Source organism: Micromonospora arida (assembly GCF_003857035.1).
GTDB lineage: Bacteria > Actinomycetota > Actinomycetes > Mycobacteriales > Micromonosporaceae > Micromonospora > Micromonospora arida.
The window spans coordinates 38,638-63,046 of the sequence record NZ_QGSY01000164.1 but is presented as its reverse complement, the minus strand read 5'-3'; the positions used below and the strand labels follow the sequence as shown (position 1 = coordinate 63,046).

At 71.5% G+C, this 24,409-nt stretch carries 18 protein-coding genes; 10 read left to right on the top strand and 8 right to left on the bottom strand.

Translation table 11 applies throughout. The annotated features are described in order from the left end of the window. Positions 1-18 precede the first annotated feature (18 nt). Positions 19-714 (top strand): SDR family NAD(P)-dependent oxidoreductase, encoded by a 696-nt coding sequence (locus tag DLJ58_RS13190; RefSeq protein WP_124856245.1) that lies wholly within the window; start codon positions 19-21, stop codon positions 712-714. Continuing rightward, positions 708-2,342: an MFS transporter gene (locus DLJ58_RS13185; RefSeq protein WP_124856243.1), complete on the top strand. Its 1,635-nt coding sequence runs from the start codon at positions 708-710 to the stop codon at positions 2,340-2,342. Before DLJ58_RS13190 ends, DLJ58_RS13185 begins: the two co-directional genes overlap by 7 nt. A 44-nt stretch (positions 2,343-2,386) precedes the next feature. Here the strand turns inward: DLJ58_RS13185 and DLJ58_RS13180 are convergent, their stop codons facing one another. Together DLJ58_RS13180 and DLJ58_RS13175 are read right to left on the bottom strand one after the other, a co-directional pair. Continuing rightward, entirely contained in the window at positions 2,387-2,953 is a 567-nt protein-coding gene (locus DLJ58_RS13180; RefSeq protein ID WP_124856241.1) for a hypothetical protein, read from the bottom strand. 140 nt (positions 2,954-3,093) lie between these two features. After that, on the bottom strand, positions 3,094-6,273 hold the full coding sequence (locus DLJ58_RS13175) for an AfsR/SARP family transcriptional regulator (protein ID WP_158629583.1): 3,180 nt from the start codon (positions 6,271-6,273) through the stop codon (positions 3,094-3,096). Positions 6,274-6,646: 373 nt separating this feature from the next. Here DLJ58_RS13175 and DLJ58_RS13170 point away from each other — a divergent pair, with 373 nt between their 5' ends. The 3 genes from DLJ58_RS13170 to DLJ58_RS13160 all read left to right on the top strand — a co-directional run bounded on the left by DLJ58_RS13170 (position 6,647) and on the right by DLJ58_RS13160 (position 11,239). Further along, entirely contained in the window at positions 6,647-8,338 is a 1,692-nt protein-coding gene (locus DLJ58_RS13170; protein WP_124856237.1) for an FG-GAP repeat domain-containing protein, read from the top strand. 117 nt (positions 8,339-8,455) lie between these two features. Next, positions 8,456-10,354: a GH25 family lysozyme gene (locus DLJ58_RS13165; protein ID WP_124856235.1), complete on the top strand. Its 1,899-nt coding sequence runs from the start codon at positions 8,456-8,458 to the stop codon at positions 10,352-10,354. A 117-nt stretch (positions 10,355-10,471) separates the two neighbouring features. Then, positions 10,472-11,239: a TetR/AcrR family transcriptional regulator gene (locus DLJ58_RS13160; RefSeq protein WP_124856233.1), complete on the top strand. Its 768-nt coding sequence runs from the start codon at positions 10,472-10,474 to the stop codon at positions 11,237-11,239. Between the two features lie 24 nt (positions 11,240-11,263). Here DLJ58_RS13160 and DLJ58_RS13155 read toward each other — a convergent pair whose 3' ends face one another. Then, positions 11,264-11,512, bottom strand: a complete 249-nt coding sequence (locus DLJ58_RS13155) for an MmyB family transcriptional regulator (RefSeq protein WP_244218925.1) — start codon at positions 11,510-11,512, stop codon at positions 11,264-11,266. On the opposite strand from DLJ58_RS13155, the gene DLJ58_RS13150 reads away from it, so the two are divergent. The 3 genes from DLJ58_RS13150 (at position 11,511) to DLJ58_RS13140 (ending at position 15,525) form a co-directional block, all read left to right on the top strand. Then, positions 11,511-12,029, top strand: coding sequence for an SDR family NAD(P)-dependent oxidoreductase (locus DLJ58_RS13150; protein ID WP_208741068.1), 519 nt, complete (start codon positions 11,511-11,513; stop codon positions 12,027-12,029). The genes DLJ58_RS13155 and DLJ58_RS13150 overlap by 2 nt on opposite strands. A 116-nt stretch (positions 12,030-12,145) precedes the next feature. Next, on the top strand, positions 12,146-13,348 hold the full coding sequence (locus DLJ58_RS13145; RefSeq protein WP_158629582.1) for a low temperature requirement protein A: 1,203 nt from the start codon (positions 12,146-12,148) through the stop codon (positions 13,346-13,348). An 8-nt stretch (positions 13,349-13,356) separates the two neighbouring features. After that, entirely contained in the window at positions 13,357-15,525 is a 2,169-nt protein-coding gene (locus DLJ58_RS13140) for a hypothetical protein (protein ID WP_124856229.1), read from the top strand. A gap of 43 nt (positions 15,526-15,568) precedes the next feature. Here the strand turns inward: DLJ58_RS13140 and DLJ58_RS13135 are convergent, their stop codons facing one another. The 3 genes from DLJ58_RS13135 to DLJ58_RS13125 all read right to left on the bottom strand — a co-directional run bounded on the left by DLJ58_RS13135 (position 15,569) and on the right by DLJ58_RS13125 (position 17,658). Then, positions 15,569-15,967 carry a hypothetical protein gene (locus DLJ58_RS13135; RefSeq protein WP_124856227.1) on the bottom strand — a complete coding sequence of 133 codons (399 nt, stop codon included), beginning with the start codon at positions 15,965-15,967 and terminating at the stop codon, positions 15,569-15,571. After that, positions 15,964-16,413 (bottom strand): hypothetical protein, encoded by a 450-nt coding sequence (locus tag DLJ58_RS13130; protein ID WP_244218924.1) that lies wholly within the window; start codon positions 16,411-16,413, stop codon positions 15,964-15,966. The genes DLJ58_RS13135 and DLJ58_RS13130 overlap by 4 nt, the downstream gene beginning before the upstream one ends. Positions 16,414-16,779: 366 nt before the next feature. Further along, a complete protein-coding gene (locus tag DLJ58_RS13125; protein WP_124856225.1) occupies positions 16,780-17,658 on the bottom strand; it encodes an alpha/beta fold hydrolase in 879 nt (292 codons plus the stop codon). A gap of 138 nt (positions 17,659-17,796) precedes the next feature. On the opposite strand from DLJ58_RS13125, the gene DLJ58_RS13120 reads away from it, so the two are divergent. Further along, positions 17,797-21,150 (top strand): ATP-binding protein, encoded by a 3,354-nt coding sequence (locus DLJ58_RS13120; RefSeq protein ID WP_124856223.1) that lies wholly within the window; start codon positions 17,797-17,799, stop codon positions 21,148-21,150. Between the two features lie 114 nt (positions 21,151-21,264). Next, entirely contained in the window at positions 21,265-22,839 is a 1,575-nt protein-coding gene (locus tag DLJ58_RS13115) for a Na+/H+ antiporter (RefSeq protein ID WP_208741066.1), read from the top strand. A 27-nt stretch (positions 22,840-22,866) separates the two neighbouring features. Here the strand turns inward: DLJ58_RS13115 and DLJ58_RS13110 are convergent, their stop codons facing one another. Next, positions 22,867-23,610, bottom strand: coding sequence for an amino acid ABC transporter ATP-binding protein (locus DLJ58_RS13110; protein ID WP_124856221.1), 744 nt, complete (start codon positions 23,608-23,610; stop codon positions 22,867-22,869). Then, positions 23,607-24,383, bottom strand: a complete 777-nt coding sequence (locus DLJ58_RS13105; RefSeq protein ID WP_124856219.1) for an amino acid ABC transporter permease — start codon at positions 24,381-24,383, stop codon at positions 23,607-23,609. Before DLJ58_RS13105 ends, DLJ58_RS13110 begins: the two co-directional genes overlap by 4 nt. Positions 24,384-24,409 lie beyond the last annotated feature (26 nt).

Sequence of the window (24,409 nt, the reverse complement as noted above, 5' to 3'; positions counted from 1 at the left end):
GCCGGCGGCTGGAGAGACATGGGTGCCAGAACCTTCGTGGTGGTCGGCGGGACCAGCGGTCTCGGCCTCGCGGTGGCCCGACTGCTCGTCAACGAGCATCAGGTCGTGGTGTTCGGCAACGTGCCGGCCGAGGTCGCCGCCGCGACCGACGAGCTGGGTTGCGACGGCGCCGTCTGCGACATCTCCTCCTACGAGCAGGTCCGCGACGGGCTTGCCGAAGTGGTCGAGCGCTACGGCACGATCGACGGGGTGGCGGCCTGCGCCTCCATGTGGGCGGGCGGCGACCTGGGAGACCTGTCGGTGGAACACATCCGCCGGGCCGTGGAGATCAACGTTCTGGGCATCACGTACCTGCTGCGGGAGGCGGTGCAGCACCTGCACCGGCAGGGCCACGGCAACGTCGTCTACATCGGCGCGCTGGCGCTGGCGGCGCCCCGGCCCGGCATCCCCGTCTACCGGGCCACCAAGAGCTACGGCAACAGCCTTGTCGATTCGCTGGCCGAGGCCCAGCACAGCAACCGGGTCAAGGTGATGCAGCTGCACCCCGGGCCGATGCCGACGCGGCTACAGGAACGGGTGGGTGCCGAGTTCCTGGACGAGGTGTACGCCATGCCCGAACAGGTCGCCACCGAGGTCGTCCGGTTGCTGCTGCTCGAACCCGACGACCTCTACGTCTCCGGTGAGCGCGTGCTGCGCGCGGACGGGCGGTGGTGACTGCCGCAGCCGGACCCGCCGACCGTCCGGCCTCGGCCTGGGCGCCGCTGCGGACGGCGGTCTACCGCAACCTGTGGCTGGCCCTGCTCGCCGCCAACATCGGCACCTGGATGCAGACCGTCGGCGCGCAGTGGCTGCTGATCAACCACTCCAACGCCGCCACCCTCGTCGCGTTGGTGCAGACCGCCAGTCTGCTGCCGGTGCTGCTGCTGGCGTTGCCCGCCGGGGTGCTGGCCGACAGCTTCGACCGCCGGCACCTGCTGATCGCCGTGCAGCTGTTCCTGGTGGCGGTGGCGGTCGCGTTGACGCTGCTCACAGTGACCGACCGGATGCCGCCCGCGCTGCTGCTCACCCTCACCTTCGCGTTCGGTGTCGGGCAGGCGCTGACCCTGCCGGCCTGGGCGGCGGTGATCCCGGAGCTGGTGCCGCAGGACCAACTCCGGTCGGCGTCCGCGCTCGGGTCGATAAGCGTGAACGTGGCGAGGGCGGTCGGACCCGCGGTGGCCGGCGTGCTGATCGCCCGTACCGGCGTCGCCCCGGTCTTCGGCATCAACGCGGTCGCCTTCGGGATCTTCGCGTACGCGCTGTGGCGCTGGCGGCCCGGCAACGCCCGCGCGGTCGAGGTGCCCGAGCGGTTCACCGCCGCGCTGCGGGCCGGCAGCCGCTACGTACGCCACTCGCCGACAGTCCGCCGGCTGTTGCGCCGTGCGTTGGTCTTCGTGGTTCCGGCCAGCGCGCTGTGGGCGTTGCTGCCGTTGGTGGCCAGCCGCCGGCTGGGGCTGGGCTCCGGCGGGTACGGGGTGCTGTTGGCCGCCCTCGGAATCGGTGCGATCGCGGGTGGTGTGCTGCTGGCCGTGATCCGCAACCGTCTGTCGGCCAACCAGCTTCTGCTCATCGCCGGAGCGTTGTTCACCGTGGCGCTGACCGTGGTCGGCACCGTGCGGGCGGTGCCGTTGGTGCTGCTCGCCCTGCTGCCCGCCGGGATGGCCTGGGTGACGGTACTGGCCAACGTCAACGCCGAGATGCAGATCTTCCTGCCCAGCTGGGTACGGGCTCGGGGCCTGGCCGTCTACCAGGTCTGCTTCGCCGGTGGGCAGGCGGCCGGCGCGCTCATCTGGGGGCTGCTGGCCGACATGGCCGGGCTGTTGTCCGCCTACCTCGTGGCGGCGGCACTGATGCTGGTCGGCACCGTGACGAGTCGGATCTGGCCGCTGCCGAACCTGCGGTCGGTGGACCGCGAACCGGCGGCCTACTGGCCGCAACTGCATCTGGCCCACGAACCGGACCCGTGGGTGGGGCCGGTGCTGGTGACGGTGCAGTACACCGTCCGACCGGAGCGGACCCAGCAGTTCCTGGCGGCGATGGACCTGGTGCGTGGCGCGCGGCAACGGACCGGCGCGATGCGCTGGGGGCTGTTCCGCCCGGCCGAAACGGTGGACCGGTTCGTCGAGGTGTACCTGGTGCCGTCCTGGGACGAGCACCTGCGCCAGCACGGCGGCCGGTTGACAGGTGAGGACCGCGCGGCCGAGCAACGGGCCCGGGAGCTGACCGACGGGGAACCGGAGGTCCGACACCTGGTGCCCGCCGCCGCCGGCCCGACGCTCTCCGACGACAGCGAGGCGCTCTGATCCGGCGTGTGTGCGTCGACGCGGGCGGCGGGACCTGCCGGACGTCAGCGGGCGAGTGCACCGCATGCTGTGCTGATGTCCGGCGTCAGGCCGCCGTCCCCACAGTCGATGTTCGCCGCCGCCCGCCCGGCGAGCTGCCACTGCGTTCCCGACCGCTGGAGGAAGATCTGCGGTTCCGGGAGAGTGTCCGGCGCCCCGGCCGGTACGGCGGTCAGCCGCGCATAGGAATTCCGACAGGCGAAGATCTCGACCCGGGCGATCTGTGCGCCGTCCAACAGCGCCTGGCTGGCCGCCAGCAGCGTGCTGGGCGTACAGCTGGCGTCGGTGTCGATTGGCCGATCCGGCGCGCCGCCACCCACCGCTGGTGATTCGGCGCCGGCGGTGGGTGGCGCTGACCCGTCACCGGCGGCGGACCCACCACCGTTGGCCCGGCCTGGCGCGGCGCTCGCGGTCTGCGGGGCGTCGATGGAGGGAGACGGTCCGCCGGTCGGGGGCGCCGCGGACGGGGTGGACCCGGGCGAACTGGCGGCGGGCGCGCCGACCGAGCGCGGCGCGGGTTGGGAGCAGCCCGCCACCGCACACGTCAGGACCATCGCCAACGTCAATGCCACGTCACTGCCTCGAGTTCGCACAGCTGACTCCCTGCCTCGTCGGTCGGGCCGGATTCGCCTTCCGGACCCGCCGACGACGGTAGGAGTCGTGCCTCTGCCGAAGCTGAACCAAACCTTGAATCCGCAGGCGGGGAGGGCCCTCAGGCGGCCGACACGGCCAGGGAGCCGGCGGCGGTCGATCCGGCACAGTCGAAGCCACAGCCGGGGCCGCACGCCCGGTGCCAGCCCGGAGCCTCGGCGGCCTCCCGGGTGCCCAGCCGGGTGAACACGGCCAGGGCGTCCGTCCAGGCGGTGTGGGCCGCCGGCAGGTCGCCGCCCGCCGCCCGGACCAGCCCGATGTCCCGCAGGGTCCGCGCTCGGCCCAGGTCGTGCCCGAGCGCCTGCCATCCGTCGTACGCCAGCTCCAGCACGCGGGCCGCGTCGTCGAGCTGGCCGGCGGCGAGGTGCAGCTCACCGATGGTGCGCTGAACGAGGGCCACGCCCAGCCGGTCGTGCAGCCGCCGGCAGGTGGCCAACGAGCGTTCGAGAGGCCCCCGGGCCCGGTCGATTTTCCCCTGGCGCAGCCAGATCTTGGCCAGCGCCTGCGACGTGTAGCAGGTGATGTGCTCGTCCTGATGCTCCACGATCAGCGCATGTGCGCGAGTGCACCACGCCTCCGCCTCGTCCAGCTCGCCGCGCGCCCGGTGCACCAGGCCGATGGCGCGCGTGGCGATCGCCTCGCCACGCCAGTGGCCGAGCGTGCGGTACCCGCTGATCGCCTCGCCGAGCCGCGTGGTGGCCGCCGTGTCGTCACCCAACTCGCGGTGACAGTGCCCCAGACCGTAGCGGGCGTGCGCGGCGCCGTTCTCGTCGCCGAGCCGGGCCAGCGTCTCGGCGGCCGCCTCCAGCAGCGGGATCGCCTCGTGGTGCCGTCCCACCTCGCGCAGCACCGTGCCGAGACCGTTGCGCGCGGCAGCGGCCCCCGCCTGGTGACCGGCCTCGTCGAAGAGCGTGACCGCGGCGGGAAAGTAGCGCTCCGCCTCGGCGAACCGGTCCTCCTTGTAGCGGAGCAGCCCGATGCCACACTCGATGACGGCCTGCGCGACCCGGTTGCCGGTGCGGCGGGCGACGCCGATCGCCGCCGCGTGGGTACGGTCCCAGCTCACGAAGTCGTTGCGGACCGCGAACGAGGCGAAGACCAGCGCGTCGGCCAACGCGCAGGCGGCGGCGTCCATGTCGAGTTCGGCCGCACGCTCCACCGCCGCGACCAGGCACGCGCCCTCGGCGTCGAGCCAGCCCGGCCGCAGGTGATCCGCTGCCAGCACACAGGACTGGAGGCTGACCGGCATCGGCGGTTGCCGGTACAGCGGCGGCACCGCGTGCGGAAGCCGCTCGCCGAGGCGCTCGCTGAGCCCGGTTGCCGCGGTCAACACCCGGGCCACGGCGGTGTGCAGTTCGGCTGTGCTGTCCTCCTCGACGGCACGCTCGTACGCGTACAGCCGAACCAGATCGTGCATCCGGTAGCGCAGCGTGCGGTGCACCGGGTCCGGGACCACCTCGATCAGCCGGGCGTCGACCAACAGGTCCAGAAGCTCCTCGGTGACGTCCACCGGCTCGCCCAGCAGTGCCGCGCCCAGCCACTCGGCGAAGGTGGGCGCTCCCATGAAGCCGAGCAGGCGGAAGACCCGCCGCGCGGCCGGGTCCAGGCCGTGGTAGCTGACCGCCACGCTGAGCCGGACCGCCAGACCGTCGGCGGTCATCTCGTCGAGCCGGTAGCGCTCGTTGCGCAGCCGGTCGGCGAGACGGGCTATCCGCTGGTGTGGTCGGGCGGTCAGCCGCGCGCCGACGATGCGCAGGGCGAGCGGCAGGCCGGCGCACAGCTCGACCAGCGTCTCGGCCGCCTCCGGCTCGCGAGCGATCCGGTCCGCGCCGATGATCTGCCCTAGCAGGGCCAGTGACTGCTCGGGGGTGAACATCGTGAGCTCGACATGGTGCGCGCCGGGAACAGTGGTCAGCCGGGCCCGGCTGGTGGCGATCAGGGCGCAGCCCGAGTCGCCCGGGATCAGCGGACGGACCTCCTCGGCGCTGACGGCCGCGTCGAGGACGATCAGGATCCGTCGTCCGCTGATGGTCGAGCGGTACTCGCCCAGCTTCTCCTCGGTGCTGCGCAGTTGCTGGACGTTCGACACGCCCAGGGCGCGCAGGACCTGATTGAGGACGCTGACCGGGTCGCTGCGCCGGCCGTCGAGCCCCACGAAGATCTGCCCGTCCGGGTAGCTGGCGCGCAGCAGGTGGGCGAGTCGGACGCTGAGCGAGGTCTTGCCGACGCCGCCCGGCCCGGACAAGATCAGCGGTGGCCGTGCGGTGAGCGTCTGCTGCGGCTGGGCCAGGGCGGTCAGCGCCTGCTCGATCTCCGCCTCGCATCCGGTGTGGTCCGGCAACGGGGGCGGTAGCTGGCAGCCACGGCCCGCCCGCCCGGCGTGCGGTATGTCGTCAGGTTGGTCCTGCTCGTCCGGCTCGGTCGCCTCGACCGGCTGTGACGGCGTCACGGCGGGCGGCGGCGTCGGTTCGAGCACGGCCACCGGCCGCCGTACCGACTCGTCGCGCAGGATGCGTTGGTGCAGGAGTTGCAGCTCGCTGCCCGGGTCGACGCCCAACTCGTCGGCGAGCAGGCTGCGGGTACGGGCGTACTGGTCCAGCGCCTCGGCGCGCCGCCCGCTGAGGTGCAGCGCGCGCATCAGGTGCAGCACGAGGGGTTCCGTGAGTGGGTCGCGTTCCAACGCCTGGCTGAGTCGATCGGCTACCGGCCCGGGGCGGCCCTGGCGCAACTCGCTCTCCGCCCACTCCAACAGCGTGCCGAGCGCCTGCTGACGTAGCCGTTCTCGGACCCGGGCGGCCCAGTCGCCGGGCAGACCGTCCAGTGGGTCGCCGCGCCACAATTCGACCGCCTGACGGAGCAGTTGCGCCCGTCGCGGGTCATCCGCGTCGAGTTGCTGGACCTGCTCGCTGAGAGTCCGCAGCTGCCGCAGGTCCACCCGGTCGTCCGCGGCCTCCAACTGGTATCCGCCCGGTCGCCGCGCCAGCGTGATCGGGCTGACGCCCTCCACGAGCGCGGCCGCGGCGAGCAGCCGGCGGATCCGGGTGATGTAGGTGTAGAGCACCCCTCGGGCGTCCGCCGGTGGCGAGCCATCCCACACCCGGTCGATCAGCACCTCGACCGGTACGCCCCGACCGACGTCGACGGCCAGGGCCGCCAGCACCAGGCGCTGCTTCAGTGGGCCGAGTTCGATCGGCCGGCCGGCCACCTGGATCTGTAACTCGCCAAGTATTCGAAGTTCCACGGCATCGCCCCCGCGCCCGTTGGATTGTCCACATCGCCCGTGAAGAGGGCAGATGTGGCTGTCAAGGATTCGTTCAGCTTCGCTACCGGTCCGGCTGCGAAGGTCTTGCCACAAGCGATCTGGTGCGCCGCCAACGGGTGTGGCCCGTGCAGCCCACGACAGTCGTCCTCTCCCCCATAGGAGCCGCGAGTATCGATTTTCATCGGATGACGCGAAGAGAGCCGCCGGGTCTCGGCAGCCCTCGTGATCTTGCAAGGTTCCCAGCGACTCTAGCCCGCCATCGGTGGTCATCAGTGCCCCCCGAGGTGATGCCAGCCGCTCGTCAGAGCCGCTACCGGTCCGAAAAACACTATTCATCAGGAGGACATCTGCTATGCGAGTCTTCGCAGCACGCTCACAATTGCGGCATCTGACCCGGCTGGTTGCCGGCGTGGCGCTGAGTGTGGCGGTCGTCGGTGCGAGTGGCCTGCTCGCCGTCTCGCCCGCCGAGGCATCGTCGATCAACGGACCCATGACCCGAACCGAGATGCTGGACCGCGCCCAGAACTGGGTCGATCGTGGCATCACGTACAACACGGATGCGAAGGTCAGTGACGCCGAAGGCGCTCACAGTTACCGACGGGACTGCTCCGGCCTCGTCTCGATGGCCTGGCATCTGTCCACGGATTACAACACCCAAGCCTTTCAGGGCAGTAACCCCATGTGGACGAAGTTCAGCAATTGGGACGACTTCCAGCCTGGCGACGCCATGGTTCGCACCGGCCATATGGAGCTTTTCGCGTTTTGGAGGGACAAGAGCGATCACCGCAAGGGCGCTTACGTCTACTCGTTCAACAACTCCGGTGAGACGGTGCAAAACCCTTACGCTCTCACCAATAAGGACGCCAGGGGATTCAACAGCTGGAGCGATCTGACCAGCTACCAACCAATCCGGCGGGTCAACATCGAGGCCGACCCGACGCCCGAGCCGGAGCCGACTCCGGTCGCGGATCCGAACGTGGTGCAGTTGTCGGGGGACTTCAACGGTGACGGGCGCGACGACGCCGCGATGCTCTACCACTACAGGGACGACTCGATCGAGTTGTTCACGTCGTTGGCCAATGCCAGTGGTGGGTTCGGGGCGTACTTCGGCAGTTACAAGCTGCCGGCGAATTCGTGGAAGTGGGATTCGTTCCGGACGATCGTGGGTGATTTCAACGGTGATGGCCGTTCGGATCTGGGGGCGATGTATTACCAGGCGGACGGGTCGATCACGATGCACACCGCGTTGGCGAACAGCGGTGGCGGGTTCGGTGCGTTCACCGGGAGTCTGACGGTGCCGGCGAGCGCGGCGTGGAAGTGGGACGCGATCCGGTTGACCAGTGGTGACTTCAACGGTGACGGTCGCGACGATGCGGCGATGTTGTACGGCTACCGGGATGGCTCGATCGAGTTGTTCACGTCGCTGGGGAACACCAGTGGCGGGTTCGGCACGTTCACCGGCAGCTACAAGCTCCCCGCGAACTCGTGGAAGTGGAACTCGTTCCGGACCATCGCGGGCGACTACAACGGTGATGGTCGTTCTGATCTGGCGGCGATGTACTACCAGGCGGACGGGTCGATCACCATGCACACCGCCCTGGCCAACGCCAGCGGTGGGTTCGCAGCGTTCACCGGCAGCCTGACCGTCCCGGCGAGCGCGTCCTGGAAGTGGGACGCGATCCGCCTGACCACGGGTGACTTCAACGGTGACGGTCGTGACGACGCCGGGATGCTCTACCGCTACAACGACGAGTCGATCGAGTTGTTCACCTCGCTGGGCAACGCCAGCGGCGGGTTCGGCACCTTCACCGGCAGCTACAAGCTCCCGGCGAACTCGTGGAAGTGGAACTCGTTCAAGACGATCACCGGTGACCACAACGGTGACGGCCGCACCGATGTCGCCGCCATGTACTACCAGGCCGATGGGTCGATCACCATGCACACCGCGCTGGCGAACAGCGGTGGCGGGTTCGGGGCCTTCACCGGCAGCCTGACCGTGCCCGCCAACGCCGCCTGGCACTGGGACGCCATCCGACTCCTCTGACTTTCCTCCTGGGTGCGGGAGGGCTCACCCCTCAGGGCCCTCCCGCACCTCCCCTCTGGACAGGCAGGCCTCAGCCTGGCGCAGGGACGTGCCCCAACATCCAAGGAGTGTGTAGCAATGCTCAGCATGAAGAGGTCGGCGGTCGTCGTGGCGCTGGCCGTGGTCGCGCTGCTCGGACTCGCCACGCCGGCAGTCGCTCAGGCCGCCGGTGATGACGCCCCTGATGGCCATCCCGCCATGACCGGCTCGGCTCAAGCCGCCGCTGCCGCAACCGTGCCTCCCGGGTATCCGGTCACCGGCATCGACGTCTCACACCACCAGGGCACCATCGACTGGGCGGCGGTGGCCCGCGGTGGAGCCAAGTTCTCGTACGCCAAGGCAACCGAGGGGCTTTCCTTCGTGGACAGTTCCTTCACCGCCAACTTCCGCGGCGCCAAGCAGAACGGCATCCTGGCGGGCGCCTACCACTACGCCCGCCCCGACGTGTCCGATGGCACCAGCCAGGCGAACTACTTTCTCGATCGCGCTCAGTACTCGCAGGATGGCAAGACGCTCATCCCGATGCTGGACATCGAATGGCCCTGGGAGGGTTCGGGCGCGCCGTCCCCGTGCTACGGGCTGAGCACGAGCCGGATGTCGACGTGGGTCAAGCAGTTCGTGGACCGGGTCTACGCGCGCACCGGCCAGCGAACGATGATCTACACGAACACCAACTGGTGGAATCCGTGCACCGGCAACAACGCGACGTTCGGCGCCAATCCGCTCTTCATCGCCAACTACAGCTCGACGTACAAGCCGCTGCCCGCGGGCTGGAACCAGTTCACGCTGTGGCAGTACTCGGACAGTGGCTCCCTGCCGGGCGACCAGGACGTGTTCAACGGAAGCCTCACCCAGCTCCAGGCGCTCGCCGGGGGCAGCCCGGAGCCTACTCCGGTCGCGGACCCGAACGTGGTGCAGCTGTCGGGGGACTTCAACGGTGACGGGCGCGACGACGCCGCGATGCTCTACCACTACAGGGACGACTCGATCGAGTTGTTCACGTCGTTGGCCAATGCCAGTGGTGGGTTCGGGGCGTACTTCGGCAGTTACAAGCTGCCGGCGAATTCGTGGAAGTGGGATTCGTTCCGGACGATCGTGGGTGATTTCAACGGTGATGGCCGTTCGGATCTGGGGGCGATGTATTACCAGGCGGACGGGTCGATCACGATGCACACCGCGTTGGCGAACAGCGGTGGCGGGTTCGGTGCGTTCACCGGGAGTCTGACGGTGCCGGCGAGCGCGGCGTGGAAGTGGGACGCGATCCGGTTGACCAGTGGTGACTTCAACGGTGACGGTCGCGACGATGCGGCGATGTTGTACGGCTACCGGGATGGCTCGATCGAGTTGTTCACGTCGCTGGGGAACACCAGTGGCGGGTTCGGCACGTTCACCGGCAGCTACAAGCTCCCCGCGAACTCGTGGAAGTGGAACTCGTTCCGGACCATCGCGGGCGACTACAACGGTGATGGTCGTTCTGATCTGGCGGCGATGTACTACCAGGCGGACGGGTCGATCACCATGCACACCGCCCTGGCCAACGCCAGCGGTGGGTTCGCAGCGTTCACCGGCAGCCTGACCGTCCCGGCGAGCGCGTCCTGGAAGTGGGACGCGATCCGCCTGACCACGGGTGACTTCAACGGTGACGGTCGTGACGACGCCGGGATGCTCTACCGCTACAACGACGAGTCGATCGAGTTGTTCACCTCGCTGGGCAACGCCAGCGGCGGGTTCGGCACCTTCACCGGCAGCTACAAGCTCCCGGCGAACTCGTGGAAGTGGAACTCGTTCAAGACGATCACCGGTGACCACAACGGTGACGGCCGCACCGACCTCGCAGCCATGTACTGCCAGGCGGACGGGTCGATCACCATGCACACCGCGCTGGCGAACAGCGGTGGCGGGTTCGGGGCCTTCACCGGCAGCCTGACCGTGCCGGCCAGCGCGTCCTGGCAGTGGGACGCCATCCGACTTCTCTGAGCGCCGTCGATCGGTGTGGGAGGGTTCCCCGAGAACCCTCCCACACCGCTGTCGTCGCGGGCCACCGCTCCGGCGGCCGGTACGACGTACGGCACCTGCGGTTAGCATGACGGGACTATGGCGAGTGAGCGTAAGGCGACCGCGGACCCGGCCCGCAGCCTGGCCCTTCTCTGGCGCACCCGGGAGCCGACCAGCCGCAGCGCCGGTCCGGCGCTCAGCGTCGACCGGATCGTCCGGGTCGCGATCGACATCGCCGACGCCGAAGGGCTCGACGCGCTGACCATGCGCCGGGTCGGTGAGGCGCTGGGGGTCGGCACGATGTCGGTCTACACCTACGTGCCGGGCAAGGCCGAACTCGTCGCCGTCATGATCGACACCGCGTACGGCGAGATGCCGCGCCCCGCCGTCGAGGGCGACTGGCGGACCAGGCTGGAACGGATCGCCCGCGACAATCTGGCGCTCTACCAGCGACATCCGTGGATGCTGCGGGCCGAGACGACCCGACCGGTGCTCGGTCCGCACCTGATGGCCAAGTACGACTACGAGCTGAGCGCCATCGTCGACATCGGGCTCACCGACGTCGAGGTCGACGCGGTGCTCACCCTCGTGCTGGGTCACGTGAAGAGCGCCGCCCGGGCCGCCTCCGAGGTGGTTGACCTGGAGCGCGAGACCGGCATGACCGACGGTCAGTGGTGGCAGTCGCACGCGCCCTGGCTGGAGACCTTCCTGAAGCCCGGCGCCTACCCGACCGCGTCCCGGGTCGGCACCGCCGCCGGCCAGCAGCACGGCGCCGCGTACGGCCCGGAGTACGCGTTCGAGTTCGGTCTGCAACGCGTCCTCGACGGGATCTCGGTGGTGGTCGCCGAGCGGGCGGCCAACCGATAGCCGGCCCGCTTCGGGGACGGCGACCTAGCGTGGTGCCGCCTGTCGAGCCAGCCGGGCCAGCGAGCGCGCCGACGGGCTGCCCGGCTCGGCGTGATAGACGACCAGCGACTGCGTGGTGCCGCTGATCGCGAGCTTCTCGTAGCGCAGCGCCAACTCGCCCAGCTCCGGGTGCTGGAACACCCGCACCCCGCCGCCCGCACGGGCCGCGACGTCGTGCCGGGCCCACAACCGCCGAAACCGCTCGCTGCCGGCCGTCAGCTCCTCCAACTTCATGGGGCACTTCGCGTTGACCGTCGGCCCGCACGACGCCTTCGCCGCGGCCGGCGGCGCCCGGGTGGTGTCGGTCAGCTCCAGCGGCAACCTCTTCTCCCCGGTGATCTTCGACGACCTGCACTTCGCGTTCCGGCCGTACGACCCGTTGCTGGCCTACGGGCAGTCCAAGAGCGCCGAGGCCCTGCTGGCAGTCGAGGTGACGCGCCGCTGGTCCGGCGAGGGCATCTACTCCAACGCACTGAACCCGGGCGCGATCGCCACCGGCTTGCAGAAGCACACCGGTGGGCTCAAGTCGCCCAAGGAGATGCACAAGACCCCGCAACAGGGCGCCGCTACCTCAGTGCTGCTCGCGGCGTCCCCGTTGCTGGACGGGGTCGGCGGTCGCTATTTCGAGGACTGCGCCGAGGCCCCGGTCGTCACCGAACGGCCCGCCGACTACAGCGGCGTGGCCGTGTACGCGGTCGACCCGGGCAACGCCGAGCGGCTCTGGACCGTGGCGTCCGACCTGATCACCTAGCGCGGCGTCACCGCGGCCACCGACGACGCCCGGCTCGCCGGAACCGACCCGGGCCCGGCAGCCCAGGTGGTACGACTGGGGCGGCGGTGGCAGCTGCGGGCCGGGGAAGGATGGCGATGGCGGGCAGGCTTCCGGGTCAGCTGCTGCTTCGGCGGGAGAACCTGGGCAAGGCGTCGTTCCTGGAACTCTTCTTCGACCTGGCGTTCATCTTCGCGCTGACCCGGTTGTCCCGGGCGCTGCTCGACGACCCCAGCCTCAACGGTGGTTTCCAGGCGCTACTGATGCTGGCGGCGCTCTGGTGGGTGTGGTTCGTGACCGCCTGGTCGGCCGACTGGTTCGACCCGCGGGCCCCGCTGGTCGTCGCACTGCTGCTCTGGGTGATGTTCGGCGGCCTGCTGATGGCCGCGGCCGTACCCACGGTGTTCGACGGACACGCCATGGTGTTCGCCGTCGCCTACGTGGCCATCCACCTGGGTCGGGCGGCGATCCTGATCCCCGGCCTGCGGGGGCATCCGCTGCAACTGCGCAGTCTGCGGGTGGCGATCTGGTTCGCGATCTCCGGCGTGCTCTGGGTGGTGGGGGCGGCCGTGGCCCCGGCCCGGGAGGTGCTCTGGGCGCTGGCCCTGGTCATGGAGTACGTACTGGCATGGCTGCGCTGGCCGTTCCCGTGGCTGGGACGCAGCACCTGGCCGGAACTTCGGGTGAACGGAACACACCTCTCCGAGCGGTACCAACAGATCTTCATCATCGCCCTGGGTGAGCTGATCTTGATCGCCGGCATCACCTACAGCGGGTCCGGCCTGGACCGGGACAGCACGGTGGCCTTCGCCCTGGCGTTCGTGACCGCGGTGGCCCTCGCCCGGCTCTACCTGGTGCCCGCCGGCGGGCGGCTGGGCGGCAGAATCGAGGCGGAGGGCCCGCCCGGCAGCCGGTTGACGCTGCTGGCGGGCTACCTGCACCTCGTCATGATCGCCGGGGTGCTGGGCACCTCGGTGGCCATGGAGATGACGATCGACGATCCGGGCGAAGACAACACGGGGCAGCTGGCGGTGGGCGTCATCGGCCCCTCGCTGTTCCTGACCGCCCGGATCCTGCTCGCGGCGATGGTCGACGGCAGCCGGCCCTGGGCACGCCTGGTCGGTGTGCCGGCCATCATCGTGGGCGGGCTGGCCACCGTGGGGCTTCCGCAGCTCGTCGCCAGCGCCGTCGTCGCCGGGGTGCTGCTGCTGATCGTCCTCTTCGACGCGATGCCGCGACTGTGGCGGTTCATCCGCCAGGCCAGGGAGAGCCACCCGGCCGACCAGCGGCTGGCTGGATAGCTGACCCGATGCCGCAGGGACGAGCGCAGCACGGCGACCAACCGCGACGACACGACGTGGTGGAGTTGCGGGTGCACGGCGTGTCCGGGGCGGACCCCACTGTCATCCTCGACCAGCCGCAGGTCCGGCAGGTCGCCGGCGACGGCAGCGGGGGTTTCCACCGTGCCGCCCGGTCGGACGGCGTCGGCCCGGACGGGCTGACGCTGGAGGCGTACCGCTGGGGTGACCTGCCCTCGGGCACCGTCGGGCGGACCCTTGCCATGGTTTTCCTGCTGCCGTTCATGCTCAGCAACGTGGCCGTGTGGATGCGCCCCACCGGCCGCCGCCGCGCCGTCGCGGTCAGCGTGCTGTGCCGGCTGCTCGCGCTCAACCTCACCGTGCTGTACGTGGTGTCCATCGCCGGAGTCGCCCTCGACCTGCTCGCCTGGCGGTGTCTCGGTGCGGCTCGCTGCCGCCCGCCCTTCGACACGATGGCCGGGCTCGACGGCCGGCACGTCGGGCAGCGGCTGGCCGTGCTGGCGCTCCTGCCGATCGCCGCCATCGCGGTCCTGCGCCTCCTCGGCGCCCGTCGGTCCGGTCCGGCCGACAACCCGCTGTGGGCCGTGGAGCCGTTGGTGCACCGGCTGCGCGCGATCCACGTGGCCGCCGCGCTCGCCGTACTCAATGTCGTGCTGCTCACGGCCCGTCGCGCCAGCGGCGCGACGTTCTCCACGACGCTGCTGCTGGCGCTCAGCGCGGCGGTGTTGCTGACCTGCGTCGGTCTGCTCGCCGCTCCGGGGATGATCGACCGGGCGGCGACCGCCCGAACGGCGACCTGGACCGCCCGCACGGCGGGCGCGGTGTCCGCCGTCCTGAGCGTGGCGACCCTCGTCACCGTGGGGAGCGACCGGCGCGGCTGGTCGTCGGCGGTCGGGCTTCCCGGCTACGGCGGGATCGCGGGTTGGGCGCTGTTGGGCCAGATGGTGTTGCTGGTGGTCCTCAGCGTGGTGGTGCTGTGGCAGCGCGGTCGGGTGGGCGGCCGGTCCGCGCTGCCGGGTGGCCTGGGCGCGGCGGTCCTCGCCGCCCTCGCGGTCGGCCTGACCGGCGCGCTCTCCGCCGGCCTCGTCTACCAGACGGGGGAGTTGCTCGGCGGCTACCGCGGTGACGGCGGGCCACCGTTGCCGTACCGCTGGACGCTGCTGGCCTTCTTCCTGCACGTGGTCGCGGCGGTGCTGTTGTGCGGGGCGGCGACCGTCGTGTCGCGGCGGCGCCGGCTGCGTGCGGCGGCGGCGATCACCGCCCGTGACTTCCCGGTCGTGCCACCGGAGGCGGTCGGCCGGCTACGGCTGACGACGAAGACCATCGCCCGTGCGCGGTTCACCGAGTGGCTGGGACTGCTGGCCGCCACGTACGCGGCGCTCGCGGTGGTGGGGCTGACCACGAGTCTGGTGGGGCGTACCGGGCGCGAACCGGAGGAGTTGACCCGGCAACTGCTCGGGCTGCCGGGCGAAGCCGTCCAGATGGGGCTCAGCGGGGGCAGCTATCTTCTCGCCGCGTTGCTGCTCACGCTGGTGACCGGTGGCGTGTTCGCCTATCGGACCGCGTGGTTTCGCCGGCACGTCGGCATCCTGTGGGACCTGGGCACCTTCTGGCCCCGGGCCGCGCATCCGTTCGCCCCGCCGAGCTACGCCGACCGCGCGGTGCCGGAACTGGCCGACCGGATCAGCCAACTGGCCGAGCGGCACGCCGGGGTTCTGCTCTGTGGGCACAGCCACGGGTCCGCGCTGCTCGCTCTCGCGGTGCTGCGGCTGCCCTCGCGCGTACGTCAACGGGTCGCGCTGCTCACCTACGGGTCACCGCTGGACCGCCTGTACGCCCGGCTCTTTCCGGCCTACCTCAACGAGGAGGTGCTGCGTGAGGTGGGGGAGCGGGTCGAGTGGCGGTGGCTCAACCTCTGGCGGGACACCGACCCGGTCGGCGGCTGGGTCTTCGCCGCACACCGCCCCGGCGATCCACCCCCGGACCCGCTCGATCCGTCGGGCCAGGTCGATCGGCGGTTGCGGGACCCACCGGACCTGCTGCCGGCGCCGGGGGAGCGCTCTGCGCCGCCGCTGCGGGGGCACCATCCGGGCGAGACCGACCCCGAGTTCCGGGCTGCGGTGCGCGAACTCGCCGAACGCCTCCGTGGTGCCGGCTGAGCCGGCCGATCGTGGGGCGGGCGGTGCGGGGACCGCACCGCGGTCAACGGTCCATCTCAGGAATCCGGTCCGACTCCGCCACCGTCGCGCGGACCTTGCGCAGCGTGGCGTCGGGGGCGCGGATCGCGGCACGCCAGCGGTCCAGTGTCCGGGTGAGCACCCGGACCACGAACTGCAACTGGTTGACCTGTTCGCGGAGCGTGCCCAACTCGGACCGGGCGCTGAACGCCTCGCCCTCCAGTTGGGTGATCCGCGTCTGCAACGGCTGCACGAGCGTGAGGGCGGCCTCGGTGAGCGTGTCGGCGGCATCGGCCTTGAACTTGCCCCGCTGCACTATGACGGTGGCAATAGCGGCGAGGCCGGTGCCTCCGCCGAGGATGCCGAGCACGCTGAGCGCCACCTGCACCCAGTGCGGTGCAGCCGGTGCGGGTGCGGTGATCACGTAACACCTGCCTGCAACTGTTCGTATGTCACAAATTCGCACGCTCGGGCCAGGCGACGAAGGTCGATGGCGATCTGCGCGGCCCGCCAGAGCGACCCGACCGTCACCGCCATCACGAACGACGTCGCGACGATGGAGCTTCGGCCCGACATGACCAACACGGCTACCGCGTACATGCCGGTGATCGTGCCGAGCACCAGCACCGACGCGAGTTCGAGGCCGAGCCCGGTGGAGAGCCGGCCGGGCCACAGGATGCCCAGCAGTCCACCCACGCCCACCACGATCAGACCCAGTTCCCAGGCGACCTGGATGGGCTCCGGCATCGACGTCTGAACGGACGTCGGCCGGACATTCAGAGTCATCATCAGAATGCCGCAGAGCGGCGCTGCGGCCAGGACAGCGATCTCGTACGGCTGGTGGCGGGACCGGATTCGTAGGTTTCCCACGGCAACTCCTTGGTCGAGGACCGGCGTCCGGCAGCGCCCGGTGGACCAGTGCCGTTCGGTGGGTCGCGACTGTCGAGCGGCGGTCCGTGCGGCGAAGCCCAGGGGTGCGTTGCCTGTGGACGGTCGTTGGGCGAGAAAGGGAGCGACTCGGCGTCGTTGGCTGCCGGTATCTGCCTGTTTATCACCGATGACGGCTTGCCGTCCACCTCGCGCAGCATCGCATTACCGCAGGTCAAGGCCCATTGATGGCTGGTTTGTGGGCTGTGGGACCGTTGTGGCGCGGCGACCCGGCCGTACGACCACCCGGTGACAGCTAGTGTCGGATATCTTGCCCAGGGTGACAGAGGTGGCCGGGTCGCCGATCGATCAACGGTCGAGCAGGGCGCGCAGCGCCCGGAGCACCTCGGCCGGGGCCTCCTCCGCCATGAAGTGCCCGCAGGTGACCGTCTGGTGGTCCAGGTCCGGCGCCCAGGCCCGCCACACCGCCGCCGCGTCGTAGCCCAGCGCCGCGCCCCAGTCCTGCTGGAGCACCGTCACCGGCATCCGCAGCTGGTTGCCGGCCGCCCGGTCGGCGGCATCGTGGGCCACGTCGATCCCGGCGGACGCCCGATAGTCGGCGACGATCGAGGGAACGGCGTCGCGGGACGCGCGCAGGTACGCGGCCCGCACCTCCGCCGGCAGGGCCTCCGGATCACGGGTCCAGACGTCCAGGAAGTGACCGAAGAAGGCGTCCGGGCTGCCGGCGATCAGCTCCTCGGGCAGGCCGGGCGGCTGCGCCATCAGGTACAGGTGAAACGCCACAGCGGCGCTGGCGCCGTGCAGCACATCCCACATGTCCAGGGTGGGTAGCACGTCGAGCAGGGCCAGTTGACTGACCGCCGTCGGATGGTCGAGACCGGCGCGGAACGCGACCAGGGCGCCCCGGTCGTGCCCGGCCAACGCGAACCGATCGTGACCGAGCGCGCCGGCCAGCGCCACGATGTCGGCGGCCATGGTGCGCTTGGCGTACCCGGCGCCGTCGGTGTCGACGGGCTTGTCGCTGTCGCCGTAGCCACGCAGGTCGGGGCAGATGACCGTGTGGTCGGCGGCCAGATCGGCGGCGACGTGCCGCCACATGAGGTGGGTCTGCGGAAAGCCGTGCAACAGCACGATCGCCGGCCCGGAACCGCCCACGGCGGCGTTGAGCGTCACCCCGTCGGCGACGGTGACGCGTCGGTAGTCGAATCCGTTGATCTTCGGGTCCACGGGGAACCTTCCTGGTGAGCAGTGCCGGCGAGGGCGGTGGCCCGTCGCCGTCGTACCTCACCGAGCCTGCCCGGCGGTGATCAGCAGCCGGTCAGTGTCGGATCAGTGCCGGCCGGGCCACGGGCCTAGATTGGTGCCATGACCAGGCAGCTGACGGCGCCCGTCGCGGTGACCTTCGGCGTACTCGGGCCGGTGATCGCCGCGACCGAGCGCGGCCCGGTCCCCCTGCGGGGACACCGGCAGCGCCTGGTGCTGGGCCGGCTGTTGATCGCCCACGGTCGGGTGGTGCCGGTGGACCGTCTCGTCGACGACCTGTGGGAGGTCGCACCGGACGGCGCGGTGGGCGCGATCCGGACCTTCGTCGCCGACCTGCGCCGGGCCCTTGAGCCCGACAGACCACCCCGGCAGCCGCCCCGGATCCTGGTCACCGAGCCGCCCGGGTACGCCCTGAAGGCCGCCCCGGACGCGGTCGACGCCGGACAGTTCGAGGCGGCCGTCGGCGAGGCGGGCCGGCTGCTGGCGGCCGGGCGTCCCGCACCGGCCCTGGCCGCACTGGAGTCGGCACTCGGGCTCTGGCGCGGGCCCGCGTACGCCGACTGCGCCAACGAGTCCTGGGCGGTCGCGGAGATCAACCGGCTGGACGAGCTGCGCATGCTCGCCGTCGAGCGGCGGGCCGAGGCGCTCCTGGCGGTGGGCCGACCGGACGACGCCGCCGCGGACCTACCGGCACACCTGGCCAGCCATCCGCTGCGCGAGGACGCCTGGCGGCTGCTCGCGACTGCCCGGTACCGCGCCGGCCGGCAGGGCGACGCGCTGGCCGCGCTGCGGGAGGCCCGCCACGTCCTGGTGACCGAGCTGGGCGTGGACCCGGGGCCCGAGCTGCGACGGCTGGAAGCCGACATCCTGGCCCAGGCGCCGCACCTCGCCCCGGCCCTCGACCGGGCCGTCACCCCCGACCTCGGGGAACCCGCTCGACCCGTCCAGGCGGAGCAGCGCCCGTTCGTCGGCCGCGACGCGGAGCTGGAACGGCTGCGGCGCGCCGCCGAGGCCGCGTCCCGCCGCCGCCAGCCCACGCTCGCCCTGCTCAGCGGCGACCCGGGCGCCGGCAAGACGGCACTGGCCGAGGCCCTGACCCGGCGACTCGCCGCCGAGGGCTGGACCACCGCGTGGGGACGCAGCCCGGAGTACGAGGGCGCTCCGCCAGCATGGCCGTGGACCCAGATCACCGACGCGCTCGCTGGGCCGGCCGCCGCCGTCGGCGCCCCCGTCGCCGTCGCCGTTGACCCGGAAGACGGCTCGGCTGAGGCTTCGGCTGACCCCGCCACCGTGCGATTCCATCGACACCGCGCGGTGGCCTCGCTGATCTCGGCGGTCGCCGACCGGGAGCCGGTCCTGCTGGTCCTCGACGACCTGCACCGCGCCGACGGCGACACCCTGGACCTGCTGACCGCACTGCTCACCGGCCCGCAGCCGGCCGGCGGGCCGGTGCTGATCCTCGGCACCTACCGGGCCACCGAGATCAGCCCGGAGTTGACCGCCACCCTGGCCCGCGCGGCCGGGCTGGAGCCGGTCCGGGAGTATCTTGCCGGCCTGCCCGCGCCGGCGACCGGCGAGCTGGCCGGCGCCATCGTCGGAGCGGAACTGGACCAGGCCACCGCCCGCTCGATTCACCAGCGCAGCGGCGGTAACCCGTTCTTCGTCCGCGAACTGGCCCAGCTGTACGCGAGCACGGGGCAGGCGGGGTTGGCCGCCGTGCCGCCCGGGGTACGCGACGTGATCCGGCACCGGTTGGCGCAGCTGCCGGCCTCGACCCGTACCGTGCTGCGGCAGGCGGCCGTGCTCGGCCGGGACCTCGACCCGGACGTGCTGGGCGTGTTGGCCGGTGACCGGACGACAGCGCTGGACGCCGTGGACCGTGCCCTGGCGGCCGGGTTCCTCACCGAACGGGAGTCCGACGGGCGGCTGCGCTTCACCCACATCCTGGTCCGCGACACCCTCTACGCCGACCTGTCCGCGCCGCGCCGCGCCGCCTGGCACGCGGCCGTCGCCGACGTGCTGCGACAGCGGGAACCCGTCGAGCCGGCGGCCCTCGCGTACCACCTGCTGCGCGCCGGCGGGCCGGTCCACGCCGCCGAGGCGTCGACGTACGCCCAGGTGGCGGCCGAGCGGGCCGAACGGGGCGGCAACCCCCACGAGGCGGCCCGCCTGTGGGGCCAGGCGATCGACGCGTACGACCGCGCTGGCGGGGTCGAGCCGCGTGGGCGGGTGACCGCGCTGCTCGGCCTGGGGCGGGCGCTGGCCGTGACGGGCCGGCTGGCCGAGGCGCGGCTACGGCGTGCCGAGGCGATCACCGTCGCCGAATCCACCGGCGACCCCCTGCTGATCCAGGAGGCGCTGGCGGGCTTCGACGTGCCCGCCAGTTGGACGCGCAACGACGACGACCTGCTCTCCGGGCACATCGTCCGGGCCGCCGAACACGCCCTGACCCCGCTCGGCCCGATCGGCTCGACGCAGCGCAGCCGGCTGCTGAGCACCCTCGCGCTGGAGCTGCGCGGCACCACCACCGATCGTGGCCGCCGCGCTGCCGTCGAGGCCGAGACGATCGCTCGCGACATCGGCGATCCCGGGCTGTTGGCCTTCGCGCTCAACGCCCGTTTCATGCACGCCTTCCACCGCGTCGGTCTGGCCGACGCGCGGGCCCGGATCGGCGTGGAACTGGTCGAGCTGGCCGCACGGCACCACCTGGTGACCTTCGAGGTGCTGGGCCACCTCGTCCTGGTCCAGGCCAACTGTGCGCTGGCCGACCGGCCCGCCGCCGACGGGCACGCCCGCGCCGCCGACCGTCTCGCCGAACGGTACGAGCTGCCGTTGGTCGGTGTCTTCACCCGGTGGTACGCCGCACTGCGCCTGGCACTCGACGGCGAGTCGGACGCGGCGGCGCAGGCGTACCGCTCGGCGGCCGAGGGCGTGAGCGCCGACGGCATGCCGGGGCTGACCCAGGGGCTGCTCCCACTGGCCCTACTCGGCCTGCGGCTGGCCGACACCGTCGGTGCCGACCGGCCGACCACCGGGCCCGGCGGGGCCGACCCGCCGACCCTCGGGCTTGGCGCGGACGACTGGGCGGACCTGGACTGGGGTCCGTACGAACCGTGGGTCCGGCCGTTGCTGCTGCTCGCCGCCGGCGACCGGGACGCCGCCGCGGCCGCCCTGCGGGCGCTTCCCGAGGGGCCGCACGATCTGCTGCGTGAGGTACGGCTCTGCCTCGTCGGTCGGGCGGCGCGCGCCCTCGACGACCGGGCCACGATGGCCCGGGTCCACGCCGAGCTGCTGCCGGCCGCCGCCGAGCTGGCCGCCGGCAGCGGGGTGCTCACCGTCGGCCCGGTTGCCGGGCACCTCGCCGACCTGGCCACCGCGCTGGGCCGGCCCGAGGAGGCGGCCGAACACCGTCGTAGGGCCCGTGCGGTGACAGCGCGCGCCCGCGCCACCGCCTGACCCTCGCCCGCGGGCACCGCGACTTGCCGGTTTCCGCTGGAACCCACCGGCCGGTGGGGTCAGATGGAACCACCGGCGCGTCCACCGTCGGCATGGTCCGAGGGGGGTGTACGCGTGGAGGCGCTCATCCTGATCGTGGCGCTCGGCATCACCGTCCTCGTCGGCACCACCCTCGGCGGCCGGTACCGGGTCGCCCCGCCGGTCCTGCTCATCGCGTTGGGCGTGCTGCTCGGGCTCACGCCGCCGCTGTCCGAGGTCACCCTGGAACCCGACCTGGTCCTGCTGATCTTCCTGCCGGCGATCCTGTACCGGGAGAGCCTCACCATCAGCCTGCGGGAGATCCGGGCCAACCTGCCGGTGATCGGGCTGCTCGCCGTGGTGCTGGTGGTGCTCACCATGGTCACCGTGTCGTTCGCCGCGCAGGCGTTCGGGGTGAACCCTGCGGCCGCCTGGGTGCTCGGCGCGGTCCTCGCGCCGACGGACGCCGCCGCGGTCACCGGTCTGGCCAAGCGGCTGCCCCGGAAGCTGCTCACCACCCTGCACGCGGAGAGCCTGATCAACGACGGCACCGCGCTGGTGATCTTCGCGGTGGCGGTGGGTCTGCTCAGCCAGAGCGCCGAGCCGGGCGTGCTGGGCATCGGCGAGGAGTTCGTCGGCGCCAGTGTCGGCGGCGTGGTCGCCGGTCTGCTGGTGGGGGCGGCCGTGGTGCTGATCCGCAAGCGGCTCGACGATCCGCTGCGCGAGGGCGCGTTGAGCGTCCTGACACCGTTCGGCGCCTTCCTGCTCGCCGACTCGGTGCACGCGAGTGGCGTACTGGCGGTGGTGGTTGCCGGCCTGGTGCTGGCCTACGCCGGCCCTCGGGTGATCCGGGCCCGGTCCCGGGTGCTGGCGTATGCGTTCTGGGACCTGACCACCTTCCTGATCAACGGCGGATTGTTCGTGCTGCTCGGCACGCAGATTCCCCGCGCGGTGCGGGGCATCACCAGCACATCGACCGGGCGGGCTCTGCTGATCGTGGTGGTGGTGACCCTGGTCGTGATCGGTACCAGGCTGCTCTTCGTCTACCTGACCTCGCAGACCGCGAGGCTGCGGCGGCGTCGCATCATGGACCCGAGCCAGGGGCCGTCGAGTTGGCGGGTGGGGACCGTCGCGGGCTGGTCCGGTTTCCGGGGCGCGGTGTCGCTCGCCGCCGCCCTGGCCGTGCCGACGATGACGGCGGGTGGTCGACCGGTGGTCGAACGCGATCTGATCATCTTCGTTACCGCACTGGTCATCGTGCTGATCATGCTCTTGCAGGGCACCACCCTGCCGTTGGTCGTGCGCTGGGCCCGGCTGAGCGGCGACCCGGAACGCGTGGACGAGGCGCGGCATGCCCGGCGGCGGGCCACCGAGGCGGGCCTGGCCGCGCTTCCCCAGGTCGCCGCCGAGGTCGGTGCCCAGGATGACTCGGTGCGCCGGCTGGAGGCCGAGTACCAGCGGCATCTGGAGGACCTCAACGAGAGCGGCGGGAGCACCGCCGAGGAACGCCGCCTGGAGCGGCAGCTGCGCCTTCGCGTCCTGGCCCACAAACGCCGAGAGGTGACCCGCCTGCGCGACAGCCGGGAGATCGACGACCTGGTGCTGCAGGAGCTCCAGGCCGCGTTGGACAACGAGGAGATCCGGCTGCTGGGGCGCGGACCCAACGAGTGATCGTCGCGTCGGTCCGACCGGCGCGGCTCAGAGCACCTGGTCGAGGAACCGGCGCAGTCGCGGATGCTCGGCCCGCTCGAAGATGGCCTCGGGCGGGCCGGCCTCCAGCACCACACCCCGGTCCATGAAGGCGACGGTGTCGGCGACCTGCCGCGCGAAGCCCATCTCGTGGGTCACCACCACCATGGTCATGCCGGCGGCGGACAGGTCGGCCATCACCCCGAGGACGCCCTTGACCAGCTCCGGGTCGAGCGCCGAGGTGGCCTCGTCGAAGAGCATCACCTCGGGCCGCAGCGCCAGCGCGCGGGCGATCGCCACCCGCTGCTGCTGACCGCCGGAGAGCTGCGCCGGTCGGGAATTCGCCTTGCCGGCCAGCCCCACCAGCTCCAACTGGGCCCGGGCGACAGTTTCCGCCTCGTCGGCATCAAGCTTGCGGAGCCGGCGCAGTGCCAGCGTGACGTTGCGCAGCACGCTCATGTGCGGAAAGAGGTTGAACTGCTGGAACACCATGCCCACCCGCTGCCGCAGCGCGTCCGGGTCGTCGCCCAGCACGCTGCGCCCGTCCAGCAGCACGTCGCCCCGGTCCGGTTCGATCAGCCGGTTGATGGTGCGCAGCAATGTGGACTTGCCCGACCCGGACGGGCCGATGACACAGGCCGTCGCGCCGCGCGGCACCGAGAGGTCGACACCGCGCAGCACCCGGTTCGGTCCGAAGGCGAGGTGCACGTCGCGTACGTCGAGGCTGACCGAGGTGGTGGTGGCGCTGGTCATCGCCGATCTCCTTCCGTCGCGGCGTACGACGCGGTGTCGTCGTCGTCCTCTTCGGTCGACGCGGTGGCCGGCCGACCGTTGCGCAGCCGCCTGTCGATCCAGTTGACGACGTGCGTCAGCGGGACTGTCAACGCCAGGTAGCAGAGCCCCGCCAGCAGCAGCGCCGACTCGTTGCCGGTGGTGGCCGCGTAGTCCTGCCCGATCCGGAACAGCTCCCGCTGGCTGGCCACCAGGCCGAGGAAGTAGACCAGGCTGGAGTCCTTGATCAGCGCGATGAGCTGGTTCACCCAGGCCGGCAGCACCCGCCGGATGCCCTGCGGGATGATCACCAGCCGCATCGCGTCGGCCCAGGAGAAGCCGAGCGCCCGGGCGCCCTCCAACTGGGCGGCCTCCACCGACTGGATGCCCGAGCGGAAGATCTCTCCGATGTACGCGGCGGCGATGAGCGACAGCGCCAGGATGCCCAACGGGTAGGGATCCGGGCCCCAGACCTGCATGCCCAGCGGAGCCAGTCCGACGCCGATCAGCAGGATCGTCGCCGCGGCCGGCAGCCCCCGGAACACGTCGGTGTAGACCCGCGCCGGCCAGCGCAACCAGCGGCTGCGGGAGATCCCGGCGACGGCCAGCAGCAGGCCCAGCACCGAGCCGAGCAGGGCGGCGGAGACCGCCAGGATCAGCGTGTTGGGCAACCCGACGGTCAGCATCTCGGGCAGCGCCTCGCGCATCGCGTCCCAGTCGAAGAAGGTCTCCCACAGGGTGCTCAACGGATCCATCGGTCGCTCCTCCTACCGCCCTGCTC